The organism is Undibacterium sp. GW821-FHT11B02 (genome assembly GCF_058808955.1).
Window position 1 is genome coordinate 95,143 of sequence record NZ_JBXASD010000011.1, and the last position, 23,722, is coordinate 118,864.

Genomic DNA, 23,722 nt, shown 5'->3' on the forward strand with positions numbered 1-23,722 from the left:
ACGAAAACATACGTATGCTGATGCCGTAAGGAGGCGACGATGCGCCAAAAAAATGCAAAAACTGCGAAAGACCTGAGATGCTACTGCATTACACTTTCACAAACCAGCGTTTCTTCCACATTGTCCAGGCAAACTGCAACATCAACAGATTGAACAGCAAAGCATACATTAACGAAGCATTCTCCGCTGACAACGGCAAAGCCTTGATAGGTGCATATAGCACTGCATGCAGACTGGGATTGCTGCCATCGGCTGAATTGATGTGGATAAATCCCAGCATCTTGGCGATCAAGCCTGACAGAGTGAACAAAAACAGGGCGTTCATGCCATACATGATCAGCGGGTGACAAAGCCTGGCCACTCTGGCTTTGAGATTGGCTGAAGGATTTGCGTCCAGCAGCCAGTAAAAACAGGCCAGGCCGATCAGGGCCCAACCCGTCATGAAGATGCTGTAAGAGGGTGTCCACAGGCTTTTATTGATGGGCATCAGCAAACTGTTCAGTATCTGCCCAAGCCCCAGGCAGACCAGCCCCGCAGTGAATAACCAGGCGGTCTTGACGGCGCGGTCCAGATTGGATGTCAGATAGCGCCCGGTCAGCACCCCCAGCATGACGCTGCCGACTGCTGGCAAACTGCTTAGCAAACCTTCAGGGTCCCAGGTTTTTGAACGTTGCCATAAATGCCCATTCAGCAGTAAGCGATCCAGGTAAGCACCGACATCTTTGCCCTGCTCCAGCGCAGCCCTGGCCCAGTTGCCATCAACGTCAGGCACGCTGATACCCAGCATGATGGTGGAATACAGACCCATCAGGGCAAATATCCACAGGCTTTGCTGTTGCCAGTTACAGTAGATGACCAGTGGCGCTGCCAGCATGGTACACAGGGCAATGCGTTGCAATACGCCAGGAATACGCACAGAGTGAAAATCAAAACTGGGGAACAGATTGAGCATCAGGCCAATCAGGAAAATCCAGCACGCGCGTTTCAGCAATTGCCGCAACAATAGGCCCTGTGCATAGCCCGCCAGGATTTTCTTGCTGGTTGACAGGTGCAGGGAAACCCCGACGATGAACAGGAAGAAAGGGAAGATACAGTCAGTAAAAGTCCAGCCAGACCATTCTGCATGGGCCAGTGGCGGATACAGATGGCCCCAGTCACCCGGATTATTCACCAGGAACATGCAGGCGATGGTGAAACCACGAAATGCGTCTAGTGACAACAATCTTGATGTATTCGTTGACATGCTGGTCCAGATGGCTGAATGCAAAAAAAGGGCGCTTGCGCGCCCTTGAAAAATCTCAATCGTCTTGGGGGAGTCCTGAGAGCAACCCAACAAATTCTGAAGGATTGTCATCATCATATTCACTAACACCAGTTTACTGCGATTGACTTTTTGTTAGGCACGTATAGACAAAGGTTATCCTTACCCTTGGGTGACAGAAATTGTACTGCTTTGTTTTTTCTCATGGGCAATTTTTATGCGAAAAACAGAGTGGTAGCTAATGCCAGAAATTATTTCTGTTTCCCGCGCCTGACGGCAGTGGCTATAATGCAGCGAAAATCAGGCCAGCAGAACAGGCCCGCACACAAGTAAAATCGACACGAAAGACGGCGATGAACAAGTCTGAACAACAGCATAAACGTGAGGCTGCACTGGCCCTGTTGGCCAAGACTGGTATGTGGCGTAGTAACTACGAACCTCCCATTTTGCGATTGATGTGGCGTGCGGGGCTGGATGTACCACCACCCCATTTTGCCCAATTCTGGCAAAACGCTGCCGTAACAGGCGGTTTTTATGCGATTGCCTGGGGCTTGCTGATGTATTTTTTTGTCTGGTCCAAAATAGATAAACCGTTGACTTCCATGCTGATGTCGGCTGGTATTGCTGGCATTTTATTTGGGTTTGCACTGGCTTGCTATTACGCGTATGGCAAACGCAAATACAAGCTGCCTTCTTGGGCAAATTTTCAGCCTTAAAACCTCCTTTTCTGATGTAAGCCGATAATGAAATTGCCCGTATTGACTGCCAGTCTCCTGCTTGTTTGTGGAACGATGTTTGCCATGCCGGCTTGGTCGCAGGTGCACAAAACTGAAACCCAGGTTGCTCCTGGCATTGGCCCGACATTGGTACAAAAGGCAGCCATGCAACAAGAAATCGACAGACTGATTTTGCAGTTTGGTGATGGGCTGGCGGAAACTTATGAACGGCGACCAGCGTTGCTGCGTTTTGGCCATCTGTTCGATCAACACCAGAATGATGCGGTGGTATTGTTTAATCTTGAAGGTTTTGGCGGTGGTAATCACCATGCCGAATATGTCGCTTTTTTTGAAGAGATTCCGCCACAGGACATCGCCGGGAAAAAATCGCGCCCATATCGCCTGGTCGCTGTTCGCAAACTGGGGGAGCGGGGGTGGCGCAGCTTTGATTTTGAGACAGCACAAATCCAGCAGCAGGCGTTGGTCATCAGTGGTATGGAAATGGGGCCGAAAGATGCAGTTTGTTGTCCATCTTTACCACTGACCCTACGTTTGCATGTAAATGAATTTGAACAGATTGTTGAAAATCGGCAACAAGGCAAGGGACGCAGACCAAGTCAATAAAACTTGCCTGTACCTATGAGCTTTAGCACAACTGGCGCATAAACATCAAGTTCAATTTGCAGACACGACAGGAGATGTCAGAAATAGCAACATTTCTCTTGTAGTCCGAATTGGATTGCAGGATACTTCGTCTAAGTATTCAAGTCGCAAATTTCTTTGCGCATGTTCTGATCACAGAACACACTTTGCTTCTTTTTTGCGCTTCTTTTTGATGTAACACCGCAGTATTTTTCGATTGTTATTATCTATATGAGATGAGGAGAAATATCGCTCTTCATACTGCAAGAACTTGTTGACATGGCACGACTCAGTAACTGGGAAATCTTAGTATGAGACCGTTGAAGAACAAGCATTTCACACACCATCTTTCTGTTTGCCTGGCATTTGCCATAGGCATGGGGGCAAGCTATCCGCTTGCTGCGCAAGACACGGACAGCGTCATTGGTCGCTTTGAGATCAGCGGTTTTGATGTCAAGGGCAATAATTTACTGACGCCTGCGGCGATTAATACACTATTGGCTCCTTTTACTGGCAAGAACCGCAGTTTCGCTGATGTGCAAAGAGCACTGGAGGCACTGGAAAAAGCTTACCGTGACAAAGGGTATAGTCTGGTGCAGGTAGTTTTGCCAGAACAGGAACTGAAGCAGGGAGTGGTCAAGTTTATCGTGGTGCAGGCACGCATAGGTAATGTCAGCGTCAAGGGTAACAAGTTTTTTGATGAAGCCAATGTGCGTCGCAGTTTGCCGCAATTGCGTCAAGGTGATACACCGAATGTCAAAAAACTTTCTGAAAGCCTGAAAGCGGCCAATGAAAACCCGGCCAAGAAAACCAATCTGCAATTCCAGACTGCCAACGATGAGGGCGAAGTGAATGCTGTCTTAAATGTGGTGGACAGCAAACCTTGGACGATAGGTGCAAATTTGGACAATGCCGGTGACAGTAACACTGGAAAAAACCATCTGGGTTTATTGTTCCAGCATGCCAATATCAGTGGGCGTGATGATGTGCTCAGCCTGCAATACACGACTACCACTGAAAAGCCCAGTCAGTACAGCGTGTTTGGTGTTGGGTACCATCTACCGATTTATGAATTGGGGGATACGGTAGATCTGTATGCCAGTTACTCAAATGTCGATTCCGGTTCGGTAGCCGCTGGCATATTTGATCTGGCGGTCAGTGGTCGTGGTTCGGTGGTTGGCGGGCGTTACAACTATAGCCTGGGCCGCCATGAAGATTTTGATTCACGCCTGAGCCTGGGTTTTGATTACAAGGCCTACAAGAATAATGTTTCCCTGCTTGGTGTTCAACTGGGTAGTGATGTGACGGTGCATCCGGTCAGTCTTACTTATTCTGGTACGCTCAATTCGACCGGTGGTGAAACCAGCGCCTATCTGACCGCGTTGCATAATCTGCCTGGCGGTGAAAAAGGCAAGACTGAAGATTTTCAGCGTGTGCGCAGCGGCGCTACTGCTGGTTACACCATAGTCCGCTATGGTGTGGGTTTCAGCAGGGTGTTGCCAGCAGCATGGCAATTGAAACTGATGCTGAGCGGCCAATATACGCCGGATAGCCTGGTGCCGGGTGAACAATTTGGTGCTGGTGGTGCCAGCAGCGTGCGCGGTTTTAGTGAGCGTGCTCTGGCCAACGATTACGGAACCCTGATCAGTGCCGAGATTTATACACCTAATCTTTGTACCAGCTTTACTGCCAGTTTCACACAATGTCAGTTACTGGGTTTTTATGACGCAGCGCATCTGTCTCGTAACAAGGCTTTACCAGGCGAACAGAGTTCGGCATCACTTGCCAGTATAGGTATCGGTATCAGGCTGGCGATGTCTCGGGCCATGTCCTTGCAAATGGATTATGGCAAATCCGTAAAAACACCTGATGAACTGAGTAAAGATGCGCGGCGACTGCATGTCAGACTTGGCGTGAACTATTAATGATTGGTGAGGAAGAGCATGAGGAAAGAAATCAGTATGTTCGCTCAATCTGAATCCACATTGGTGGCGAACCGGTCGTTATCCCGACTAATACCAAAATTACTGCCAGCTTTGCTGCTGACCTGTTTTTGCCATGCATCCAGCATGGCTAATCCGGTCGGGCCGCAAGTTGTCAATGGCAAAGTGATTTTCAATAAAGACGGTAATCTGTTTACGATTACCAACACGCCGGGTGCCATTATCAACTGGCAGGATTTTTCCATCAATGCTGGCGATATTACACGCTTCATTCAGGAAAATTCCAACAGTGCAGTGTTGAACCGTGTCACTGGCCAGAATCCTTCACAGATACTGGGTGCGTTGCAGTCGAATGGGCGGGTGTTTTTGATCAATCCAAACGGCGTCCTGTTTGGCAAGGGCGCGCAGGTGGATGTGAATGGCCTGGTGGTGTCCAGCCTGGGTATGAGCGATAGTGATTTTAAAGCTGGCAAACTGAATTTTTCTGCGGGTGAGCAAGCGGGCAAGATCAGCAACCAGGGGGCTATTACCACCCCCGCAGGCGGGCATGTCTATCTGATCGCTCCTGACATGGAAAACAGCGGCATTATCACTTCACCGAATGGAGAAATTTTGCTGGCTGCAGGTCAGTCAGTCAAGCTGGTTGATTCAGCCAACCCGGATGTACATGTGGTAGTCAGCGCCAGCAAGGACCAGGCGGTCAATCTGGGGCAGGTAATCGCTGCAGGCGGCAAGATTGGTATTTACGGGGCGCTTATCAATCAGCGTGGGTTGGTCAGTGCCGACAGTGCCGTAGTCGGCGAGAACGGGAAAATATATTTCAAGGCTAGCCAGGATACGATACTGGATACTGGTAGCCGCACCACGGCAACAGGCGCGGGCAAGGGTGGGGATATCCAGATCCTTGGGCAGCGCGTGGCACTGGCAGGCAACGCCCAGGTTGATGCCAGTGGCGACACCGGTGGTGGCCAGGTTTTGGTCGGTGGTGATTATCACGGCGATAATGCCGGAGTGATGAATGCGAAGCGTACCTTTGTCGGCAGTGACGCGACTATCACCGCCAATGCTGGCAAAAGCGGCGATGGCGGCAAGGTTATCGTCTGGTCGGATGAAATGACACGTGTCAACGGCGGCATTTCTGCACGTGCCGGCAGTGAAAGTGGGAATGGTGGTTTTGTCGAAACCTCGGGTAAGCAAAATTTGGATTTTCATGCCAAGGTCGATGTCAGTGCAGCGCGCGGCAAGAACGGCACTTTATTGCTTGATCCATCTTCCATCACGATCGCCGGAGGGACCGGTGACGGTGCATCAGATGGCAGCGGGACCTTCCAGGGTTCTGCCATAGGTACGATCAATTTTGCCGATGCTAGCCCAACCACTGTGTATCAGTCAGAACTCCAGGGTCTTTCTCCTGGCACGAATATCATATTGGAAGCTGCCAATTATATTGATACCAGCGGAACTTTTTTCGGCAGTCAGATATCTCTGCCCAGCAATTCCAATCTGACGCTCAGAACGCGTAATGCAGCAACGGACATCAGTGCTACCCGCGGTATCAATTTGACGGGGGCCGACCCCAATCTGGAGATCAGGGCATCTGGTACCGGCACCATCACTATGCAGACCGGCACTGGTGCATCCCCACAATCTGCTGACATCGTGGTGGCAAAACTGACTACCAATAGCGGACAGATCAGTACCAGTGCCAGTGGCAAGACCACATTCAAAACCCTGCTGACGACACCGGCCACGGTAGGTGTCGGTGGGGATATTTTGGTGAATAGCACCGGGTTTATCAATGTTGGTTCTGGTGGTATTGATGCACGTGGTAATTCTTCGACAAATGGCAATGTCACTATTTCCTCAGGCGCTGATATCACTCAGCAAAACGGTACGATTATTTATGCCAAAGACCTGAAGATAACTGCGGCCAGTGGCATGCATGGCACAGCTACCACTGATAACATGGGTGTACAGGCGGCCAAGCTCAATGCTTTGAATACTGGTTCTGGCGATATCCGTATTGCCAGTGTGGGTGCCAATCTGGTGGTCAATGATGTAGGAGCGACTGGTTACGGCGTTAAACAGCAGACTTCTGGCGCTGGAATTTACCTCAGTTCGCCCACTGGTTTTACAACAGATATCAGCGCGCCAGTCATCACCAATAATGGTTTGGTGACTATCAATGGTCAAGGCGGTATCAACCAGTTTGCCGGGGGAAATATCAATAGCACTGGTGGAATTATCACTCTGCAGGTTACCGATGCCGATGCGTTGACCAGCACAGCTGCTGGTGCACAGACCAATAGTTCCGGCGCTGCCATCTCCATCAAATCCGACAAGATGAATTTGCTTGGAACAGTGAATGCCGGTAGCGGTGCTGTTACGCTCGATTCTAATACCGCTGGTACTATTCATCTGGCCACAGGCGCGACAAATGCCCTGAGCGGCACGCTGGAACTGTCAGCTGCCGAGTTGAACAATATCACCGCTACACGCCTGAAAATCGGTAACATGACTGGCGGCAGTATTGATATCAAAGGCCCCATGAGCTCTGGTTCGGGTGGTGCCTTGCAAAATATAAATACCTCGCTTACCTTAAATTCCGGGAATACTATTTCGCAGCAGACGGGGGCCATCATTGATGGTGCCAGCTCTGTGCAGGCACGTGGTTATAGCGTTAATCTCACTGAAGCAAATACCACAGGCGTCATTTCTGGTTCGGCCAGCACCGGTAGTTTCCTGTACCACTCCGTCAATGGTGTCAATCTGTCGACCGTAGATGGCTATAGCGGTATCAATACACCTTCTACCGTCAAGTTGATTTCTGATTCTGCTTCAGGGATCAGCCAGGCAACTGGCAATGCCATTATTGGTGGTGGACTGGCCTTGCAAACCAAAGGGCCAGTCAATCTGACCAATACCAGTAATAGTTTTGGTTCTCTGGCGGCGGATCTTAATCCTGGCGGTCAGGGAAGCGGCGGCCTGAATATTTTTAATGCTGGTAATTTGATTGTCACCAACATCGCCTCGATTACCGGTATTACCACCAATAACCAACCCATCTTGGTAAGCTCGGGTACAGGCACTTTGACGATTTCAGATAATGTTACTGCGGGCGCTGCGAAAGTCGGCTTCATTGCTGATCAACTAGTGCTTGGCGGCCCCGGTGGGGTAACTGCGGGTGATTTTGGTATTCGCCCCTTTACTCCAGGGCGTGCCATTACTGTCGGGTCTGCTACCTGTAGTGCATCGCCTTGTCTGGCGGTGACCAATCTGTATAGGGTCAGCGCTGCCAATATTGCGATCGGTACTGATAATCTTTTAGATGCATCCGGTCCAATTTATGTCGCTTCCATTACTGATACCAATACCAGTGCCATCACCGATATCAAACACCTGACCACCACACGCATAGGTTTGTTGAGCGGTTCAAATATTACTCAAGTCAATCCCATTACTGTGCAAGATCTCGGCTTGGTTGCCAATGGCTCTATCGTCCTGAACAGCCCGAACGTGATCAGTAACCTGGCAGCAAAAGGCGCATCCAGCCTGAGTTTTGTGAATACCCAAGGGATCAATGTCAGCAATCTGACTGGCGGTAATGGTTCAAGCAATTATAGTCTGAATGGTATTGCCACCACCGGCAACCTATACCTGACTGCCAATTCAGGCAATATTACTATTGGTGCCCCTATCAGTGCTGGCAGTGGCGCTGTGACTCTGTCGGCAACTGGTGGCGGTATTGTGCAGTCCAGTGGTGTGATCAGTGGCGCTGCGCTGGATGCCACGGCTGGCGGCGGCATAGGCAATGGCACGGCCTTGCAGACCCAGGTACCTTTGCTGCTCGCGAACAATACAGGTGCCAACACGGATATCAAAGTCAACAATACTGGCGCACTTAACTTGCGTAACGTGGTCCAGAGCACGGCGGGTAGCACTGGTAATATCGTCATCGACAATGTGGGTGCCATCACGTTGGACAATGGTGACGCTGTGCGCACCAAGGCAGGTAATATCTCACTGGTGGCCCATAGCCCCCTGACTGTTAACGGTACCGTGGCTAGTACCAACGGCGGTAACATTACACTGGAAGCAGGTGCCAGCGGCAGCACGGCCGACAAGCTGACGGTGGGAACAACTGGTGTGGTTTCTACCTCCGGCAACATCGTGCTGAAGGCAGGTGATGCCATCCTTATTTCCGGTACCGTCAGCGGTGGCAGCGTCACCCAGCAAGCTTTCCTGAATGCGCCACTGCCCAGTCTGACAGCCTGTATTGCTACACCGACTTTGCAAGGATGCAGTTCAGTGTTGCCAAGTCTGGCAGCCTGTATCGCCAATCCTAATCTGACTGGTTGCAGTGTGGTATTGCCCAGCGTGGAGACTTGTCGCGCATCACCTACAGTGGCCGGGTGCACTGCGGTGCTTCCAACTATCGGTGCTTGTATTGCTAATCCTGCTCTGCCTGGTTGCGCCAATGTCCTGCCTGGTCTGAGTACCTGTATCGCCAACCCCAGTGTTGCCGGGTGCAGTGTGGTCTTGCCGACTCTGGCTTCGTGTATAGCCAATCCATCGATTGCGGGTTGTGGTGCCGTGTTACCCGCGTTGACAACTTGTATCGCCAACCCCAGCATCAGCGGTTGCACTGCAGTTTTGCCTAGTCTGTCACAATGTACGGCGACTCCTGCCCTACAGGGGTGCAGTGTGATTTTACCTGCATTGGCGGCTTGTATCTCTGCGCCAAATATTGCAGGATGTTCCGCAGTATTGCCGTCGGTTGCCGCATGTACTGCCAATCCTTCCCTGGCAGGTTGCAGCGCAGTCTTACCTACACTTGCCGCGTGTACACAAAACCCTGCTTTAGCGGGTTGCAGTGCCGTTTTGCCTGGCCTGACTGCCTGTACCGCCAACCCAAGTTTGCCTGGATGCAGTGTAGTCTTGCCTAGCCTGACGGCTTGTATAGCGACACCAACACTGGCTGGCTGCAGTAGTATTTTGCCGACCCTGACAGCCTGCGTTGCTACACCGACCCTGCCTGGCTGTAGTGTGGTCTTACCGACACTGAGCGCTTGTATTGCTAATCCGGGTTTGTCTGGTTGCTCAGTGATATTGCCTAGTCTGGCAGCCTGTACTGCCAGCCCAAGCTTACCTGGTTGCAGCGCGGTCTTGCCAAGTATCAGTGCTTGCATTGCCACACCTACACTGGCAGGTTGCAGTAACGTGTTACCAACACTGAGTAGCTGTCTTGCCACACCTGCATTGCCAGGTTGCAGCGTGGTATTGCCAAGCATCGCCAGTTGCGTCGCCAACCAGAGCTTGCCTGGTTGTGCGCTGGTATTGCCAACACTGGCGGCATGTACTGCTGCCCCGGCAACGCCAGGCTGCAGTGTGGTGTTGCCAAGTTTGGCAGCCTGTACGACAAATCCCGCGCTGGCAGGTTGCTCTGCAGTCTTGCCTACACTGGCTATATGTACCGCTAATCCAGCCACATCAGGATGTGCTGCAGTATTGCCCACCCTGAATGCCTGCGTGGCCAACCCTGCTTTGCCTGGATGTAGTGTGGTGCTGCCTGGTCTGGCAACCTGTATTGCGACACCCGCTGTGGCTGGCTGTGCTGCTGTTCTGCCTACCCTTAACGCATGTATTGCCAGTCCAGCTACAGCAGGTTGCAACGTTGTATTGCCTACTTTGGCCAGTTGTGCAGCCAATCCTGCCATCGCTGGTTGTTCGGTAGTCTTGCCAACATTGGCGCAATGTGCGGCAAATCCGGGCTTGCTGGGTTGTACGATAGTCTTGCCGATTGGTGATATCAGGACGGGCAATGTATTAACCAATTCGATTAATTCTGCCCTGAACAGTTATATCAGCTCGACTCTGGCTATGACCAATTCGATTACCAATTCCTCGAATTTCTTCGAGAGCGGCAATGGTGATTCAGGTCGTGAAACCAAGTTTGAACAAAGAAGCAGTATTGCCAGCACAAGGGATAACGGAGTATTAAAAAATGCTACTGATAAAAAACTGTACTGCAATTAAGTTTCTTTTCTTGTTGCTGCTGTGCCTGAACTGCGCGTTCAGCTTTGCAGCACAGGTAGCGGGAACGGTAACACATCTGAGCGGTCCTTTGCTCGTCAAGAAAGCCGATGGTACGGTCAAGGTATTGACGCAGAAATCGACTGTCGAACAAGGCGATACCCTGATTGCGGAAAAAGACACCTATGCCCGTATCAAGTTCGCTGACAACAGCGAAGTGACCTTGCGCCCTAATACTCAGTTGCGTGTTGACCAGTTTTCTTTTGAAGAAGACAAACCAAGCAATGATGGTTTTATCATGACCCTGATCAAAGGGGGAATGCGCTCTGTTACCGGTATATTGGGTAAGCGTAACAAGGAAAGGTTTGGCCTGAATACGCCAACGGCATCGATAGGTATACGCGGTACCATCTTTATCGCCGAATATGTGTCACCTGATCTGGCTGGTGCCAACGATCCACAGGGCGGCGGACGGCAGCCAGGTCTGTATATTCAAGTGCTGGACGGGACGATTTTCTTGAAAAATGATGCAGGCTTGCTTGATGTATCTGCAGGACAGTTTGCCTTTGCCATCAGTTTCTCAAAACCACCCATACTGGTGCCGAATAATCCCGGTATACAATTCAGCCCACCTGGCAGTTTTCCGGCCGGGAATGGCCAGGAGAATGCCAGTAATGAAAACAAATCGGGCAGCTTGATTTGTGAAGTGAGATAGTTGACTTGAGTCTTGGTTAAACCTCTTAACGGTAGCAGGTTCAGCACATCAGTAATTGCACTTAAAATGCCGGCAGATCAGCGCTGGCATGCTGGCGCAGCTTGTTACGCGCCAATTCAAAGTCAGGGAATACGGATTGCACTGTCGCCCAGAAACGTGGGCTGTGATTCATTTCCCGCAGGTGCGCCAGTTCATGGGCGATCACATAATCAATGATCATTGGTGAAAAATGGATCAGTCGCCAGTTCAGGCGTATTTTCCCTTGCGATGTACAAGACCCCCAGCGTGTGGTCGCTGCTGACAGCGCCATACTTTGATAGCGCACATTGAGTTTTTCAGCAAAGACTGGCAGACGCGCATTGAAGACCCGTTTAGCTTCCTGTTGCAACCAGGCTTGCACCCGGTCTTTCAACTGCTGCTCACCGGCATCGGTCGGCAGGTTGATGACCAGCGTGCCCTGTTCTTCAAGGAAATGGGTACCGCTGACAGAGGCCGGAGCAATTTGCAAAGTAATCTCGCCACCAAGATAGGGTAGCCTGGCACCATCCTTCCAGTGCATTTTCGGTTCCAGCTGACGCTGGGTACGTTCCCTGCGTTCGGTCAGCTTGCGTAATATCCAGCTCTGTTTCTCGTGTATTGCTGTTTCAATATCGGCAATGGTGACCCAGCGTGGTGCAGTGATACGCAATCCATCTTCATTGATCAAAAAACCTATGCTGCGCCGTTTCGAACGCTGCAAATCATATTCAAGCAGATAATCCTGTATCAGGATACGTCGCTTGTTGCTGGTATTGACAAAGGTTGACGGTGGAGGCGTTAGTGGCTGTACTTCATCCCGCTGAATTCTGTCTTTGGCTGGGGTGGGTGGTACAGCAGGTGCGGGACGCAGTTTGTCCGGCACCAGAAAATCACTGAATAAATCCAGTTGCAAAGCCATTTGTATGGCCTTGCCAATAGATGGAATGCGGGGTTTCATTTCAGCTTGGGTAATCCTGATTCAATGTTACATGGAACTTGCAGCCAGTTTTTTGCTGGCATATTCAGTAGTGTGACCTATTTTCAGGCTTTCGTGTTTTTGCGTCAAAAAGAGCATTTTTTGATTGCTTTTCTTTTATTTATTTCAGGTGCTTGAATTTTGCGCAAGCAACTCAATCTGCCTGACTACGAGAAAGTTCAATGCGCTACCTACCCAACAGGGCCACATGAATACCCAGGCATTACTATCGAATTATGGGGGGCGTCTTTTTAAAAAGATTTCTTTTTTTCTGGGACTTCCTGACAAGAAGCCAGTGGATTTTCCATTTGCCCGCAGCGATATTGCAATGTTGTATCACAGTACCAAAAGTGATGACATGAAGCTTATTGATGAACATACGGCCAAGGATATGTTGCTGGATGTTTACGCCGATACACTGACCGTGGGAAGCAGTATTTTTTCTCAGCAGATAATACATAAGCGGTTGCGGGTAGATGCTCAGGATGACGAAGGCCGGCAGCGTTTGCAGAAACTGATCTCTGATCCTGTATTGCATGACATATTGCAGCAACACTGTTTGCCATTACGTGAAGTGGAAACAGAGATCAGTGAAGAGATTTTTACGAATGCTATTCCAGACCCGGCAACATGGTACAAAGTCATGTGGCTGCTACCTGTCGGTACCGTTCTGTTGTTTTTGCTTGCACTGACATCGGCGGCTTATGTGTGGGCAGCAGTTGTGCTGACATGGGGCGTTCTGCTGGCAGTCCAGTCGCGCTACTCTGACAGGCTCATGGAATGGTCGAGAAAGTTACAGACCTTGCGTGCCCTATTGACGAGTTTTAATTTGCTGGAGAGCCAGCATCTATCAGCTAGTCAGACGCCGGATGAAGATCGCAATGAAGCGAATAAAATTATTCGTAGCCTTAGTCGACCAGGATTCATATTCTTGCCCGTAGTGAAGGAATATGCTGAATGGTTCTTGCTGGACAATATCCGGCATTATTTTAAAACCTGTTTGATTGTACGGAATAATCAGGATTTTCTGCGCAAGGTATATATGCGCGTGGCAAATCTGGAAGCTGATCTGTCAGTGGTAAGACACTTGCAGTCGGTTCCGCAATATTGTTGGTCGTTGCCTGTAAATGGAAAAAAATTACATTTGCAGCAAGTCGTACATCCATTGCTGCTGCGGGCTTCAGCTTTAAACATTGCGCTGGAAGGAAAAGGTGCTTTTGTTTCAGGGCAGAATGGTATAGGCAAGAGTACCTTGTTGCGCACCATAGGTTTGAATCTTATCGTTGCCCGTGCTTTTGGTTTTTGTTACGCGAGTTTCGCCAGTGTGCCTGTGGGAGCCGTGTATTCAAGCATGCAGAGCGAGGATTCATTGATGGGGAGTGAAAGTCTGTATCAGGCAGAACTCAGACGTGCCAAAGAATTGCTGGATGTCGCAGCAAGAAATCCGCAGACGGTATTTGTGATTGATGAAATCTTCCGGGGTACCAATCACCAGGAATCCATCTCGGCAGCCGCTGCGGTTTTGCAAAGTCTTTCCAGTTCCAGCATGGTGATCGTTTCTTCGCATAACCTGGTGCTGGCACCATTATTGGAGACATATTTGACACCACTATGTGTCGTTGCAGACCGTAGTGATCAATCCCGGCTGTATTTGACTGAGGGGATATTGGCTGACCCCAACGGCATACGTTTATTGTCTTCGTATGGGTTTGGAGAAGACATAAAAAACAAAGCCAGTCGGGTTTTCGACTGGCTTAGTGACTACCTTATTCATCCAGGCAAGTGTGAACAAATACTGAAAATATAAGGTTCACCTTGACAGCATGCTAGGGCAATTTACCTGGATTCAGATTGATACACCTGCGGTGAGATCACGCGCATTTCTGCTTCTATCCATTTTTCTACTTCAGCCATCAGTTCCACGGCATTCATACCGTTGGGCGGTATCGGCTTGCCGACCGAAACGGTAACGGTACCCGGCAATTTGGTGAAGGAATTTTTGGGCCAGCATTCGCCGGAATTCAGGGCGATAGGTACGACTGGGGTATTGGTTTCTACTGCCAGGCGGGCGCCGCCGCCTTTGTATTGGCCTTTTTTACCAACGGCAATACGTGTACCTTCGGGGAACATGATGATCCACTGACCATCGGCCAGACGCTTGCGGCCCTGGGTAACGACATGGGCGAAGGCATCTTTGCCCTTGCTGCGGTCGATAGGGATCATGCGCAGCATGGAGATCGCCCAGCCAAAGAAGGGGATATAGGTGATTTCTTTTTTAAAGACGAATACCAGTGGACGTGGTGTTGCCATCAACAGGAAAATAGTTTCCCACGCAGACTGGTGCTTCGATAACAGGATAGCCGGACCATCTGGAAAATTTTCAAATCCTTTGGTCTGGTAACGTATGCCACAAATGACTTTTGCGGACCAGATGATAAATACATTCCAGCGTGCTGTGATGTAATAGCGCTGGTTGTAAGGCAAAAATGCAAACAGCATGCTGATAGGAGCCCAGATAATGGTGAAAATTCCCATCACCAGCATAAAAATCAGTGAGCGTACAAAAAGGGTGAAGCGAAGCATGTAGTCTCCAGTTGCGACGATGCTGAACGAATTCAGATCGCGATATTAAATTCGGATGGTGAATTTTCCACCAGTTTGTCCACCATCGCAGCCAGGTCGGGATAGACCTGTGTGCCGGGTGGCAAGCCCCCTTTTTCCTGGGTTTTGCTACCTTTGCCGGTTAGCACCAGATGTGGGATGCAACCCATGACGAAAGCCGACTGTAGATCGCGCAGCGAATCGCCAACGCAATGTACACCTTTCAGGTTCACATCATAGCGGCGCGCAATTTCTTGCAGCATGCCGGGCTTGGGTTTGCGGCAGTCACAGTTGTCATCTGCCATATGTGGGCAGAAAAAAATCGCATCGATAGTAGCGCCTAACTGCTGCGCAGCAGTATGCATTTTCTGGTGTATGGCATTCAGGGTAACCATGTCAAACAGTTTGCGACCAACACCAGACTGGTTGGTGGCCACGACCACGCGATAGCCTGCCTGGTTCAGGCGAGCTATCGCTTGCAGGGAACCGGGGATGGGTTTCCATTCGTCGGGCGACTTGATAAAGGCATCCGAATCCTGATTGATGACGCCATCACGGTCAAGGATGATGAGTTTCATGGCCTGTCCTTCTCATTTGTCATCAGTATGCGTCAATTTGCAACGACAGCACCGAGTTCATGGCGCTGTCGTTGCTTGTACTGCGGTAGCTCACACTATATCAATTATGCTGCCAACTTGGAAATGTCTGCGACCTGATTCATCATGCCGTGCAGGCTGGCCAGCAAGGCCAGGCGGTTATTACGCAAGGCCGGGTCTTCGGCATTTACCATTACATCATTGAAGAAACTGTCCACGGCTGCACGCAGGGCGGCCAGAGTTTTCAGGGCGCTAGTGAAGTCACCCTTGGCAAAGGCTGTATCAACTTCTGGCTTCACATCCGCCATGGCCTTGGCCAGCGCCTGTTCAGCGGCTTCTTGCAACAAAGCGGGTTGAATTGCACCTGGTGTGCCTTCAGCTTTCTTGAGGATGTTGGTAATACGTTTGTTGGCGGCTGCCAGCGCTTCCGATTCTGGCAGGGCGGCAAAGGCTTGCACGGCTTGCAGGCGCTCAACGATGTTGTCAAGCGTGTCTGGCTGTTGGGCCACGACAGCTTCCACTTCGTTTTGTGAAAAGCCCTTGTCGCGCAATTGACCGCGCAGACGATCGAACAGGAAGTTCAATACGTCGGCTGTCGGGTCAGTGAAATTCGCATTGCCTGTGAACAGGGCTACCGCCTGCGCCAGCAAAGTATTCAGCGACAGGTTCAGGCGTTTTTCCACAAGCATGCGCAAGATGCCAAGAGCGTGGCGGCGCAGCGCAAATGGATCACGGTCACCAGTAGGCTGCAAGCCTATGCCCCAGATACCAACCAGGGTTTCCAGTTTGTCTGCCAGCGCTACGGCTGTACCAGTCAGTGTTGCTGGCAGTGCGTCGCCAGCAAAACGTGGTTGATAGTGTTCAGATGCGGCAGCGGCGACATCGGCATGCTCGCCATCGTGCTGGGCATAATAGGTACCCATGATCCCTTGCAGCTCTGGGAATTCACCCACCATGTCGGTCAGCAAGTCTGTTTTGGCCAGCAAGGCGGCGCGTTCGGTCAGGGCGACATCGCCTTTCAGGCTGGTGGCAATCTGGCCTGCCAGGGTTTTGACGCGTTGCGTACGTTCAGCCTGACTACCCAGTTTATTGTGGTAGACCACGTTCGCCAGTAAAGGCAGGCGTGATTCCAGTGTCTTTTTCTTGTCTTGTTCAAAGAAGAATTTTGCATCCGACAGACGCGGGCGCACGACGCGCTCATTACCCTGGATGATGTGCTGCGGATCGCTGGTTTCCAGGTTCGAGACGATCAAAAAGCGTGAACGCAATTTGCCTGCAGCATCGGTCAACGCAAAATATTTCTGATTGGTCTGCATGGTCAGGATCAGGCATTCTTGCGGCACGGCCAAAAACTCTTGCTCGAAATTGCATTCATACACTACTGGCCATTCGACCAGGGCGGTGACTTCGTCCAGCAAGGATTCAGGCATCAACACCTGATCGGCACCGGCTTTGCCCAACAGGGCAGCACGTATTTGCTCTTTACGTTCATTGAAGCTGGCAATCACCTTGCCTTCTGTTTTCAATTTGATTGCATAGTCTTCTGCCCTGGCAATGCTGACTTCACCAGCGGACAGGAAACGATGGCCTTTGGTAATGCGGTCACTGTGCAAGCCCAGCAAGGACAGCGGCACGATGTCTGTACCATGCAGGGCGATGATTTTGTGTACAGGGCGCACAAAATGTACCGTCTCGCCATCCGGACGCTGGTAGCTCATGACTTTAGGGATAGGCAGTTTGCCTATGGTGTCTTCCAGTGCGGTCTGTACGGCGGGCGCCAGGGCGGTACCAGCGGCTGTATAGCTGTAAAAGAAGCTCTCGGCCTTGCCATCTACGGCACGTTCCAGGTTACTGATCTGCAAATTGGGAAAACCCAGTGCCGCCAGTTTTTTTGCCAGTGGTGGGGTGGCATTGCCTGCTGCGTCCAGGGCGACAGATACTGGCAACACTTTCTCACGCATCAGTTTATCTGGCGACGTGGCGCGTACGCCAGTGATGCTGACAGCCAGACGGCGTGGCGAGGCATAGCTGGTTGCTACGGATTCAGCTTCCAGAAAATCGCGTGACTTCAAACCAGCGACGATACCGGCACTAAATGCCTCTCCCAATTTGGCCAGAGCCTTGGGTGGCAGCTCTTCGGTAAATAATTCTACTAACAGTGTTTGGCTCATGTTTCTTTTCCTACGTTCCGGCACTTTGCCAGAATCTGTTTAATGATGGTCTTGTGGACTAAGCGTAAAGCTTATGCGACGCTTATGCAGCAATAGCGGCGGGAGCAGGCTTATGCTTGTCGTCCGCAGCACACATGGGGAAGCCCAGTGCTTCACGCGATGCATAGTAAGCCGCAGCCACTGCGCGTGACAGGTTGCGGATACGGCCTATGTAAGCAGCACGCTCCGTCACAGAGATGGCACCACGTGCATCCAGCAAGTTAAAGGTATGCGCAGCCTTCAAAATCATTTCATACGCAGGCAGGGCCAGCGACTTTTCTGTCACTTCCAGCAGGCGCTTGGCTTCTGCTTCGTAATTGGTGAACAAAGAGAACAGGAAGTCGGTATTGGAATATTCAAAATTAAAGGTCGATTGTTCGACTTCATTTTGATGGAAGACATCGCCATATGACAGGCGTACGGTTTGGCCGTTTTCTTCACGTTCTGTCCATACCAGGTCATACACGTTTTCCACGCCTTGCAAATACATGGCCAGACGTTCGATACCGTAAGTGATTTCACCCAGGATAGGCTTGCAATCTATGCCGCCGACTTGCTGGAAATAAGTGAATTGCGTGACTTCCATGCCATTCAGCCATACTTCCCAACCCAGACCCCAGGCACCCAGGGTAGGGTTTTCCCAGTCATCTTCGACAAAACGGATGTCGTTTTGCTGCAAGTCCAGGCCCAGGGCTTTCAGGGAACCCAGGTAAAGGTCAAGAATATTTTCTGGTGCTGGCTTCAACACTACCTGATACTGGTAATAGTGTTGCAGACGGTTAGGGTTTTCGCCATAGCGGCCATCTTTAGGACGGCGTGAAGGTTGTACATACGCCGCACGCCATGGTTCTGGCCCGATGGCGCGCAAGAAAGTACCAGTATGCGACGTACCCGCACCCACTTCCATATCGTAAGGTTGCAACAGGGCGCAGCCTTGCTTGTCCCAGTAATCTTGTAATGTCAGGATAATTTGTTGAAATGTGAGCATCGTGCTATCTGCCTTTGTCACTTCTTTAAGAAGCGATGAATAAAGTTTGCCAAACCTTAGATTTTAACGGCTTTTGCGCTGGATAGGCTAATTTGCTTGATGTTGTTTTGTTAATTTTAACCTGTAAATTGTGGAAATACTAAAGACCTCTCACCACAGAGGCACAAAGATACAGAGAAATTCAAGAGGAAAACGAAAAAGATAAAAGGCAGGAGGAGTATTCTTTTTGTAAATATTGTTTTAAAAATCTATGTGGTTTTTCTATTTGTTTAAACGCAAATGCAGCATAAATAGAAAGCTTTGCATTGGCGGTTTTTGTTGCAATTCGTTTGGCTACAGAGTATAAAAATCTACTTGCCAATAAAAATAGCGTGCTGACGAGGAGACCGCAAAACGATGGCTATTGTCGACCAAACGAGTACTTTGGATGCTGAATCGCGTCGGCTCGAAGAGTGGTATCTGTTATTGGGGGAACTTTCCCATTGCCTTTGGTACACATCTGAATTGCCAGACATGTTGCGTGGATTTTGTCGCGTCCTGGTGCAACGTGCTGGCTATCTCTTTGCGGAAGTGGAACTGGACCTAGGGGACAAGTCAGAAATTTACCGGTCCCGGGATGACAGGGCTGCTGGCAATGAGGTTCAATATCTGACTTTACCTTTGCAGCGCTATGGTTATGCGTTGGCACAATTGCGTGTCGGTGCCGAATTTGATCTACGGCAGGGGGGGGAAGCACACACTATACTCAGCCGCTTTGTGAGGGAATTGGCACAGGCTGTCCATGCTCTTAGCAGCACACATGAACATCATGATCTTCAGGACAATGTGGAAATGCTGGCATTGTCTGTGCAGCAGAGCATATTTGCCGTTGTAATTACCAATTCCCAGGGCGAACTGGAGTACTGCAACGACAGTTTTTGTCGTATTTCCGGTTATCAGCTTGACGAAATCCTTGGCAAGCATGTTTTCTGGAATTCTGGTGATCCGGCAGACGAGAAAATTATGCGGGTTATCCAGTCACTGAAAGTAGGGGAGCACTGGCAGGGCGAAGTACTCAGTCATCGCAAGAATGGTACAGCTTATTGGGAAAGACAGATTGTCAGCCCGCTTTGCAATGCAGATGGACTGATTACGCATCTGGTTGCAGTCAAGCAGGACATCACAGACAGTAAATTCCAATTGAAGGAAGTCGAACAGGCTTTGCTCTTGCGTGAACAGGCACTGGTGTCGAGCAGCAACGGCATCATGATTACCCGCAGTGATGACAGCGATCATTCCATCGTTTATGTGAACCCGGCCTTTGAGAAAATCACCGGCTACACGGCACAGGAAGTCATCGGGCGCGAAGGACGTTTTCTGGTCAGGGAAGATCTGGCACAGCCTGATCTGCAAGAGATACGTTCAGCCCTGCGTGAAAAAAGAGCAGGCTGCGCCTTATTACGCAATTACCGCAAGGATGGCACTCAGTTCTGGAATGAATTACACATTTCACCAGTCAAAGATGCAAGCGGCGCAGCTACCACGCATTTTGTCAGTGTCATCAATGATGTCAGTGAGCGTGTCAATTACCAGAAAGAGCTCGAATACCAGGCTACGCACGACAGTCTCACGGGTCTGGCCAATCGCAATTTATTGAATGACCGCATTACCCAGGCCATCGCCTGGGCCAAGCGTCAGGAATTGTCGGTGGGGTTGATGCTGCTCGATCTGGATCATTTTAAACTCATCAACGATGCGTCCGGCCACGGTGCTGGTGATGAAATGCTGAAGCAGGTTGCGCAAAGGCTTATTCAATGCGTACGCGAAACCGATACCGTTGCCCGCTTGGGTGGGGATGAGTTTGTCATCATACTGACCGATTTGCCTGAGACCGGGGATGTGGATATCGTCGCCGAAAAAATCCTGGGAGCCTTGTCACGTCCGTTTGAAATCAATGGACACGACGTGTTTGTGACGGCCAGTATTGGTATTTCACTGTATCCCAGAGATGGTGATCATGGTGAGATACTATTGCGCTATGCCGATATCGCCATGTATCGCGTCAAGGAACACGGACGTAATAGTGTGCGTCAATTCATACCGGAAATGGGTGTGACCGCCATCAGCCGCCTGAATATGGAGGGGGCACTGCGCCGTGCACTGGAACGACATGAGCTTACCCTGCATTACCAGCCCAAGATAGAGTTGGCAAGCGGCCGCATCGTTGGTGCCGAGGCACTGGTGCGCTGGCATCATCCACAGATAGGCTTGATACATCCCATAGAATTTATCCCGCTGGCAGAGGAAACTGGATTGATTTTGCCATTGGGGGAATGGGTCCTGGCAGAAGCCTGCCGGCAACAGGTGAGCTGGAAAAACGCCGGTCTGGCAGATTTGAAAATTGCCGTCAATATGTCGCCCCGGCAGTTCCGGCAAGAGGACCTGTCCGAGCGGGTTGCTAGCATCTTTACTGAAACCGGTGCCGACCCCGCACAGGTGACGCTGGAACTTACCGAAAGTATGGTGATGCAGGATGTCAGCAGCACCCTGGTGGCGTTGCGCGCTCTTAAAAGCCTGGGGCTGTCGATTTCGCTTGATGATTTTGGTACAGGTTACTCCAGTCTCTCTTATCTTAGGCGCTTTCCAATTGACGAGTTGAAAATCGATAAATCCTTCATCAATGATATCCACGAAAATCCGGACGATGCTGCAATCGCCAGTGCCATCATTGCCATGGCTCTAAGTCTGGGGCTGAGCGTGGTCGCCGAAGGGGTGGAACAGAAAGAGCAGGCTGAACTTTTGCGCAAAATGGGTTGCAGCCAGGTACAGGGCTATTATTTTGGCCGCCCCATGGATGCCGCCGGTTTTACTACCCGATTCCGTGAGCATGTCAATGAATAAATTACTATGGCGCACTGGCAAGGTGACGGAATTGCCCGAATTACTCATGCTGGCAACTTTGGAAAAATCGGCTGCTGTTGGCGTCGCTACCGTATACCACTTTAAGCATGAAGGGCAGGAAAAGCTGGCGATCTCTCTGCCCGATGGCCAGGCACTGATCATCGAGCCTTTGCCCAGTGGCAAGCCACGCAGGCGACGTGTTGATCCCTTGAAAGCAGATCAGTCAGATCCAGTGCATGAAACTGTTGTTTTACCATCCCGCTAACATCTGGAACTGTGCAAGAGGAGCTGGTCAATATGTTTCTACTGGCCATACTTATGTTGTCATAAGTTAACATATCCCTCAAAAAATTGTTTAAAATATATTGATCCATGCGGACATGGGGGCTTCAAGAAAAGAATTTCCAGAATTTTTCCACCTGTGTCGTTCGCTGCGACAGCCAGATACCGGCATTTCCCTTATCATGCTTGCATGACAGAAGCTCAGGAAATTCTCCTCCCCCCCTATCCGGGCATACAGGCCAGTGACGTGTTTCTGGTACAGACGGCAGATGACGCTGAACGGGCATATGCACATATGTCTGATGCCGACATCCTGGGTTTTGATACCGAATCCAAGCCGGTTTTTTTTAAGGGCCAGCAATCAGAGGGGCCCCATCTGATACAACTGGCCACTGACACCAGGGCTTATTTGTTCCCGGTAGTGAAAGCGATTAATACCGATGCCGTACGCGCTTTGCTGGAATCCAAAACGATACTAAAAGTGGGTTTTGGTCTGGGCGACGATATGAAAAGGCTAAAAATCAAACTGGCCATAACTCCACTCAATGTACTCGACCTGGCCCGCGTCATGCGTGAAAGCAAGCAGCGCGACATGGGGGCAAAGGCGGCGGTTGCCAAATTTTTTGGTATGAATTTGCAAAAATCCAAAAAAACTTCGACTTCCAACTGGGCTGCACAACTGAGCGACAGGCAAATCATGTATGCCGCCAATGATGCGCAAGTGGCATTGCTGGTCTACCGCAAATGGCTATCCGATCATCAAGGCTGAACTATTTCGTGTTGCGATGGTCAGACCCGGTTGATTCATGAATAATCAATGAGGATTGCATGTCGCTAAAAAAGAAGTTGCTGGTATTGAGTGCGACTTGCCTGCTAAGTGTTGCCGCTACTGCGGCCTGGGCTGATGGATTGAGTGACCTGAAGGCTGCTTTGGTACGTTTGCCTGGGCAATCGCCAATTAAGGCGCTTGTGGAAGCAAAAACCTGGAGCCGCCAGGGGGAGGGTAAAGAGCAGGAAGAGCAAAACGGACAGGTCAGCATCATGCTTGAAGATAGCCAGCGTGGCTTGCAGCTCTTGTTTGGCAAGGATTTGCTGGCGCGGCTGGAAGTGGAAGAGCGTGCCCGAGAAAAAGACCCCAAGGCCAAAACCCCCAGTCTGGCTGCGATACGCGAAGTCAATGCTTCGGAATTGCGTCCCATGATCTCAGCGGTGGGCAATCTGACGCGGGCAATGGAAAAAGCCATATTCAAAACAGAAAAAGCAGATACCTACAATGGTAAGCCGGCACGCCTGCTGAGCTTTGAAATCCCGGTCGACAAGCTGACGGAAAAAGAACGCAAGTATGTGAAAAAATTTGAAAGTAGCCTGGATATCTGGATTGCTGCCGATGGCACACCCATGGCCAGCCGCATGCATCAGGCTATTTCCGGGCGTGCTTTTGTCGTCATCAGTTTCGAAACAAAAAATGAAGAAGACCTGGTTTATGGCCTGAGTGGCGACCGCCTCATCGTTATGAAAAAAGAAACCCACACCAGCGGTTCAGGTGCTGGCGAAAAAGGCGAAATGCGCGTGACAAAGACTTTGCAGCTGCAGTCCTGACTGTAAATCAAGCTAGAGCTCATTTCGTAAATAGGAATGACTTCTAAATAATTTGAAAAATTGAGGTGATTTTGGCGATGTTTGCCTATGCCGTTCTCCGTCAAAAAAACATCAATAGGACTTACGCAAAACAGCCCCAGCTGCGTTGCAGCTCCGCGTACTGTCTTCGTCGTTGACGCCTTACTGGGGCAATTTGCATAAGTCCTGATCAATTAAGATCCGGCGATATCAAGCAATATCAACAAAAAAATAAGAAAGGTTT

At 50.3% G+C, this 23,722-nt stretch carries 16 protein-coding genes; 10 read left to right on the plus strand and 6 right to left on the minus strand.

The window, feature by feature from the left end; all coding sequences use genetic code 11:
* Positions 1-88: 88 nt before the first annotated feature.
* Positions 89-1,243, minus strand: a complete 1,155-nt coding sequence (locus AC1RVX_RS22300; RefSeq protein ID WP_493218773.1) for an acyltransferase family protein — start codon at positions 1,241-1,243, stop codon at positions 89-91.
* Between the two features lie 371 nt (positions 1,244-1,614).
* Here AC1RVX_RS22300 and AC1RVX_RS22305 point away from each other — a divergent pair, with 371 nt between their 5' ends.
* The 5 genes from AC1RVX_RS22305 to AC1RVX_RS22325 all read left to right on the plus strand — a co-directional run bounded on the left by AC1RVX_RS22305 (position 1,615) and on the right by AC1RVX_RS22325 (position 11,310).
* Complete coding sequence (locus AC1RVX_RS22305; RefSeq protein WP_493218774.1) at positions 1,615-1,977, plus strand: DUF6404 family protein; 363 nt, start codon at positions 1,615-1,617, stop codon at positions 1,975-1,977.
* Positions 1,978-2,004: 27 nt separating this feature from the next.
* Positions 2,005-2,601, plus strand: coding sequence for a hypothetical protein (locus AC1RVX_RS22310; protein ID WP_493218775.1), 597 nt, complete (start codon positions 2,005-2,007; stop codon positions 2,599-2,601).
* Between the two features lie 329 nt (positions 2,602-2,930).
* The gene (locus AC1RVX_RS22315) at positions 2,931-4,544 is read left to right on the plus strand and encodes a ShlB/FhaC/HecB family hemolysin secretion/activation protein (RefSeq protein ID WP_493218776.1); all 1,614 of its coding nucleotides are present in this window, start codon (positions 2,931-2,933) and stop codon (positions 4,542-4,544) included.
* Positions 4,545-4,580: 36 nt separating this feature from the next.
* The gene (locus AC1RVX_RS22320) at positions 4,581-10,598 is read left to right on the plus strand and encodes a beta strand repeat-containing protein (protein ID WP_493218777.1); all 6,018 of its coding nucleotides are present in this window, start codon (positions 4,581-4,583) and stop codon (positions 10,596-10,598) included.
* Complete coding sequence (locus AC1RVX_RS22325) at positions 10,567-11,310, plus strand: FecR family protein (protein WP_493218778.1); 744 nt, start codon at positions 10,567-10,569, stop codon at positions 11,308-11,310. Before AC1RVX_RS22320 ends, AC1RVX_RS22325 begins: the two co-directional genes overlap by 32 nt.
* A 61-nt stretch (positions 11,311-11,371) precedes the next feature.
* Here AC1RVX_RS22325 and AC1RVX_RS22330 read toward each other — a convergent pair whose 3' ends face one another.
* Positions 11,372-12,286 carry a M48 family metallopeptidase gene (locus tag AC1RVX_RS22330; RefSeq protein WP_493218779.1) on the minus strand — a complete coding sequence of 305 codons (915 nt, stop codon included), beginning with the start codon at positions 12,284-12,286 and terminating at the stop codon, positions 11,372-11,374.
* A 376-nt stretch (positions 12,287-12,662) separates the two neighbouring features.
* On the opposite strand from AC1RVX_RS22330, the gene AC1RVX_RS22335 reads away from it, so the two are divergent.
* On the plus strand, positions 12,663-14,111 hold the full coding sequence (locus AC1RVX_RS22335) for a MutS-related protein (protein ID WP_493218780.1): 1,449 nt from the start codon (positions 12,663-12,665) through the stop codon (positions 14,109-14,111).
* Positions 14,112-14,140: 29 nt separating this feature from the next.
* Here the strand turns inward: AC1RVX_RS22335 and AC1RVX_RS22340 are convergent, their stop codons facing one another.
* The 4 genes from AC1RVX_RS22340 to glyQ all read right to left on the minus strand — a co-directional run bounded on the left by AC1RVX_RS22340 (position 14,141) and on the right by glyQ (position 18,699).
* Positions 14,141-14,887: a lysophospholipid acyltransferase family protein gene (locus AC1RVX_RS22340; protein ID WP_493218781.1), complete on the minus strand. Its 747-nt coding sequence runs from the start codon at positions 14,885-14,887 to the stop codon at positions 14,141-14,143.
* A 32-nt stretch (positions 14,888-14,919) separates the two neighbouring features.
* Positions 14,920-15,483, minus strand: a complete 564-nt coding sequence (gmhB, locus tag AC1RVX_RS22345) for a D-glycero-beta-D-manno-heptose 1,7-bisphosphate 7-phosphatase (protein WP_493218782.1) — start codon at positions 15,481-15,483, stop codon at positions 14,920-14,922.
* Between the two features lie 104 nt (positions 15,484-15,587).
* The gene (gene glyS / locus AC1RVX_RS22350) at positions 15,588-17,672 is read right to left on the minus strand and encodes a glycine--tRNA ligase subunit beta (protein WP_493218783.1); all 2,085 of its coding nucleotides are present in this window, start codon (positions 17,670-17,672) and stop codon (positions 15,588-15,590) included.
* A gap of 82 nt (positions 17,673-17,754) precedes the next feature.
* On the minus strand, positions 17,755-18,699 hold the full coding sequence (gene glyQ, locus AC1RVX_RS22355) for a glycine--tRNA ligase subunit alpha (protein ID WP_493218784.1): 945 nt from the start codon (positions 18,697-18,699) through the stop codon (positions 17,755-17,757).
* A gap of 396 nt (positions 18,700-19,095) precedes the next feature.
* On the opposite strand from glyQ, the gene AC1RVX_RS22360 reads away from it, so the two are divergent.
* From AC1RVX_RS22360 to AC1RVX_RS22375, 4 genes are all read left to right on the plus strand, one after another.
* The gene (locus AC1RVX_RS22360) at positions 19,096-21,579 is read left to right on the plus strand and encodes an EAL domain-containing protein (RefSeq protein ID WP_493218785.1); all 2,484 of its coding nucleotides are present in this window, start codon (positions 19,096-19,098) and stop codon (positions 21,577-21,579) included.
* Positions 21,572-21,844, plus strand: coding sequence for a hypothetical protein (locus AC1RVX_RS22365; RefSeq protein ID WP_493218786.1), 273 nt, complete (start codon positions 21,572-21,574; stop codon positions 21,842-21,844). Before AC1RVX_RS22360 ends, AC1RVX_RS22365 begins: the two co-directional genes overlap by 8 nt.
* Positions 21,845-22,051: 207 nt before the next feature.
* Positions 22,052-22,630 carry a 3'-5' exonuclease gene (locus AC1RVX_RS22370; RefSeq protein ID WP_493218787.1) on the plus strand — a complete coding sequence of 193 codons (579 nt, stop codon included), beginning with the start codon at positions 22,052-22,054 and terminating at the stop codon, positions 22,628-22,630.
* 59 nt (positions 22,631-22,689) lie between these two features.
* A complete protein-coding gene (locus AC1RVX_RS22375; RefSeq protein ID WP_493218788.1) occupies positions 22,690-23,460 on the plus strand; it encodes a hypothetical protein in 771 nt (256 codons plus the stop codon).
* Positions 23,461-23,722: the final 262 nt, after the last annotated feature.